A 4,427-nucleotide genomic window follows, 5' to 3' on the forward strand; every position below is an offset into this window, starting at 1 on the left:
TTTAAATCCTTGGAGATTTTTTTGTTATACTAAAAATGATTAACAAAAATGGAGTTGAAAGTATGAAGTTTGAAACGAGCGATCTAGTGACGTTGGATTATTCAGATGAGGGAACAGGGCAGCCCGTAGTTTTTTTGACGGGATTTGGTGGCTCAAAGGAAATATGGCATCAACAAAAAAAGTTGTTATTGCAGCGTGGTCTTCGAGTTGTGAGGCTAGATTTTCGAAATCAAGGTTTGTCGCAGCATGTTAATTGGGGATTACGTATTTCTAGATTAGCAGCAGACGTTCATGAATTGTGTGTGTTGTTGAAATTGACCGACTTCATCTTGGTTGGAAATTCAATGGGTGGGGCAACGATTTATGCTTATCTTTCTTTGTTTGGTCCTGTGAACGTGCACAAAATTGTCATAGTTGATCAGCCGCCGAAAATGATTAATGAAAGTGATTGGCAGTTTGGGTTTAAAAATTTAACTTGGCAAAATTTCAAAGATCGTTTGAAGCAACCTTTAGGTCCGTCAACTTTCAAACATATTGATGATGACACATTTGCATTAGTCAAGAAAGTGACGGAGAGTTATCCGTTTGACTCAAAGCTTGATTATCCGTTGTTACTAAATCATGCTGTTCAGGATTGGCGGGATGTGATTAAAAGAATGTCAATTCCGATGCTTTTAGTTGTTGGACAGCAGAGTCCTTACTTTGATTATCATTTTAGTGATGAGATTCAAAAGATGAATGGTACAATCAAAACGGCAATGGTTGAAAAAAGTGGTCATATTGTGATGGCTGAGCAATCAGAAAAATTTAATCAACTGTTATGGCAATTTATAGGTAATTAAGAGCTACAAGAGAGTTGTTTGCATAACGCGTATGAAACCAATATAATTAAACTTGATTAAGTTTATAGTTTTTTGGGGAGGATACTTGTGAATATAGGAATTTTTACAGATACATATTACCCACAGGTTAGTGGTGTCGCGACCTCGATTAAGACCTTGAGGGAGCAGCTCGAAAAACAGGGGCATCAAGTCTATATTTTTACAACGACAGATCCTAAAGTAGACAAAAATGTGTACGAAAGAAATATTTTTCGTTTTGCAAGTATTCCTTTCGTTTCTTTTACTGACCGAAGAATAGCTGTAAGTGGTTTGTTCAAGGCCTATCAAGTTGCAAAAGAATTAAATTTAGATATTGTTCATACACAGACTGAATTTTCACTAGGCTGGATTGGTAAGTTTGTAGCTAAAAATTTAAAAATTCCATGTGTGCATACGTATCACACAATGTATGAGGACTATTTACACTACGTGGCGAATGGGCATTTGTTACGCCCTTATCATGTTAAACAAGGTACGCGAGCTTTTTGTTATCATTTAACGGGAGTTGTAGCGCCGAGCGAACGAGTGATAAAAACGTTAAACGGTTATGGTGTTAAAGCACCTATTCGTGTGATTCCGACAGGTGTTAATGTGAATCATTATGCCCAACATGAAGAAATTGATTGGCGAGAGAAATATGGTTTTCCTAAAAAAAAGAAAATTTTACTTTCTTTAAGTCGATTAGCTTATGAAAAAAATATTCAAGAAGTTATTAAAACCTTCCCGCAAATTTTAAAAGCAGTTCCAGATAGTTTGTTAGTTATCGTGGGTGACGGCCCAGCACGAGAAAGCTTGGAACTGCAGACTAAGAATTTGGGGATTACTGATCATGTGCGGTTTACCGGCGAAATTGATAATGACATTGTGTACCGTTACTATCAAATGGCAGACCTGTTTGTATCCGCCTCAGATTCTGAATCGCAGGGTTTAACCTATATTGAAGCGTTGGCGGCTGGACTAAAGGTGGTCGTCAAATCTAGCCCTTATACGGATCAGTTATTGGATGATCCATCACTGGGAGTGACTTTCGAAACGGAAAAACAATTCGTGCATTTTGCGGAGAATTACTTAAATCATCCGGTTAGTTTTGAAGATCCTGAGCCTCGGGAACGCAAACTTTATGATATATCGGCGGATCATTTTGGTAAGCAAATTGTAGATTTTTATAAAGATTCATTAGTGCTGTATGCAGATCGAGAAGAGTCTTCAAGCTTTTCTGACTAAGGGGGAAAAGATTTGCGAATTAATATGTTCTCTTCAGCAACAAAAGTTAAAGGACAAGGTGTCGGTAGTGCTTATGAGGAATTAATTTCATTACTGAAAACACATTTTCCCGACGAGTTTAAAATTAGTATTAATAAATATGGACGTTCTGAGATTAGTCATTACCATACGATTGATCCTCAATTTTATTTGTCGACGTTTATGCCAGGCAGGGGTAGGAAAATAGGTTATGTCCATTTTTTGCCCGAAACAATAGAAGGTAGTTTAAAAATTCCTCAACCATTTCGAGGGATTTTTTACAAGTATATAATTGCATTCTATAAACGGATGGATCATATTGTGGTGGTTAATCCAACGTTTATTCCCAAATTAACTGCATATGGAATTCCAGAAGAAAAAATAAGCTACATTCCCAATTTTGTGCACAAAAGCGAGTTTTATGAGATGAGTTCTGAAAAAAAACAAGCGTTGCGAAGGCAAATGCATATAGAACAAGATAAGTTTGTTATTTTGGGAATTGGTCAAGTCCAGGAACGTAAAGGGGTTAAGGATTTTATTAAGCTTGCAAAAAATAATCCGGATCTCCACTTTATATGGGCAGGGGGGTTCTCTTTCGGCAGAATGACAGATGGTTATGCGGATTTGAAAAAAGTTGTGGATAATCCACCGGCCAATTTGAAGTTTACAGGAATTATTGATCGTTCAGAGTTAGTCAACTATTATAACGTGGCCAATTTGTTTTTGTTGCCATCGTATAATGAACTGTTTCCAATGTCCGTACTAGAGGCATTTAGTTGTGGGACCCCAGTTTTATTACGGGATTTAGATCTTTATCATGCAATAATTGAGGGGTACTATGCGCCGGCAAAGGATGTTAGTGAAATGCAAGCACAAATTAGTTATCTTACTAAGAATACTGATGCATTAAAGACATTACACGAGAAATCTAATGAAGCCTCAGCACAATATTCAGAGGAACATTTAGCCAATATTTGGCACGGCTTTTATATGCGTCAGGCAAGAGAGGGCTAGAGTAATGTCCAAGAGAAATAAAATTGTGTTGATATTTATGTTAATTCTGGGTATTGGTATATTTGGATTTTCATTACGGAATATTAATCTCAATCATTTACTACATGACATTGTTCACATTCATGTGCAATGGTTATTGGTGGCGATAGGTTGCATGCTGCTTTATTTTGGAATTGAAGCTGTCATTACGCGAATGTTTGTGGTTAGTAACGGGGACCGTTTTTCTTTTCGAGATGCAATTCGGATTCCACTAATTGAACAGTTGTTTAACGGCATTACACCTTTTTCGTCAGGAGGCCAACCGGCACAACTTGTGGCATTAATGCAAAGTGGGGTTGAGGCTGGCAGAGCAAGTTCTGTCCTTTTGATGAAATTTGTGGTATTTCAAGCTATGATAGTGATTAACTTTATGTTTAGTTTACTGATTGGCTTTGATTATATTGCGGTAAAGATGAGTTATCTGTCTTTGTTTGTTGTGTTTGGTTTCTTGATTCATTTTGCAGTCATCATCGGTTTATTGTTAGTCATGTACTGGCATGGATTTACAAAAAAACTGATTAGTTGGATTATGATACCGGTTGGATGGTTTGTAAAAGAAGATCGGTATGCTAAGTGGAAAGTTTCTTTGGATGAGAAGGTAGACACTTTTTATTTGGAAAGCGTCCGTATAAAATCGCAGTGGAAACTGTTGATTAAAATTTTTATAATGACTTTCTTTCAACTTCTCTTTTACTACTTAGTGCCGTATTATATTATGTTGTCTTTGGGATATACAGGCATAAATGTCATTATGGTCACATCCTTACATGTTTTGATTGTCATGGTTATTTCTATTTTTCCTATTCCAGGTGGTTCAGGTGGGGCGGAATATAGTTTTGATGTTTTGTTCTCTGGTTTTATTCATAGTAATAGTAAATTAGTTTTAGCCATGTTGATTTGGCGATTATTAACTTATTACTTTGGCATGTTTGGTGGTATGTTTGCTTTAGTGACTAAACCAGATAAATTAAATCGAACGATTGTAAAAAAATTATGAAGTGAATTTTTAACCGTATTTCTAAGTGGAAGTGCGGTTTTTCTTATGTTTCCAAAAAAAGTTTTAATTAGTTTTGTTCAGGCTTATCAAGGGATTTGAACGCTGATTTATAAAAAAATGGGATTTTTGACTTGACCAAGTGATGAATAGTTGATATGATATTCAAGGTCGTTTTTGAGAGGCACAGCTTCTTGTAATGACAATCAAATGTTTTTTAAAAGTTGAAATTGGTTGTTGACTTTTAGAAAAACTGA

The 4,427-nt window shown here is 36.1% G+C and carries 4 protein-coding genes; all 4 read left to right on the plus strand.

Features of this window, described 5'->3' with window-relative positions:
* The first annotated feature begins 62 nt into the window (after window positions 1-62).
* Window positions 63-842: an alpha/beta fold hydrolase gene (locus PPA04_RS09135; protein ID WP_057785037.1), complete on the plus strand. Its 780-nt coding sequence runs from the start codon at window positions 63-65 to the stop codon at window positions 840-842.
* An 87-nt stretch (window positions 843-929) separates the two neighbouring features.
* Window positions 930-2,105: a glycosyltransferase family 4 protein gene (locus tag PPA04_RS09140; RefSeq protein WP_057785038.1), complete on the plus strand. Its 1,176-nt coding sequence runs from the start codon at window positions 930-932 to the stop codon at window positions 2,103-2,105.
* A 24-nt stretch (window positions 2,106-2,129) separates the two neighbouring features.
* Entirely contained in the window at window positions 2,130-3,137 is a 1,008-nt protein-coding gene (locus tag PPA04_RS09145; protein ID WP_057785040.1) for a glycosyltransferase family 4 protein, read from the plus strand.
* A 4-nt stretch (window positions 3,138-3,141) separates the two neighbouring features.
* A complete protein-coding gene (locus PPA04_RS09150; protein WP_057785039.1) occupies window positions 3,142-4,173 on the plus strand; it encodes a lysylphosphatidylglycerol synthase transmembrane domain-containing protein in 1,032 nt (343 codons plus the stop codon).
* Window positions 4,174-4,427 lie beyond the last annotated feature (254 nt).

It is taken from the genome of Pediococcus parvulus (assembly GCF_007990205.1).
GTDB lineage: Bacteria > Bacillota > Bacilli > Lactobacillales > Lactobacillaceae > Pediococcus > Pediococcus parvulus.

Bases quoted from the DNA above. Each gene is read 5' to 3' on its own strand.
- PPA04_RS09135 (WP_057785037.1), top strand. From the start codon at position 63: ATGAAGTTTGAAACGAGCGATCTAGTGACGTTGGATTATTCAGATGAG.
- PPA04_RS09145 (WP_057785040.1), top strand. From the start codon at position 2,130: ATGTTCTCTTCAGCAACAAAAGTTAAAGGACAAGGTGTCGGTAGTGCT.
- PPA04_RS09150 (WP_057785039.1), top strand. From the start codon at position 3,142: ATGTCCAAGAGAAATAAAATTGTGTTGATATTTATGTTAATTCTGGGT.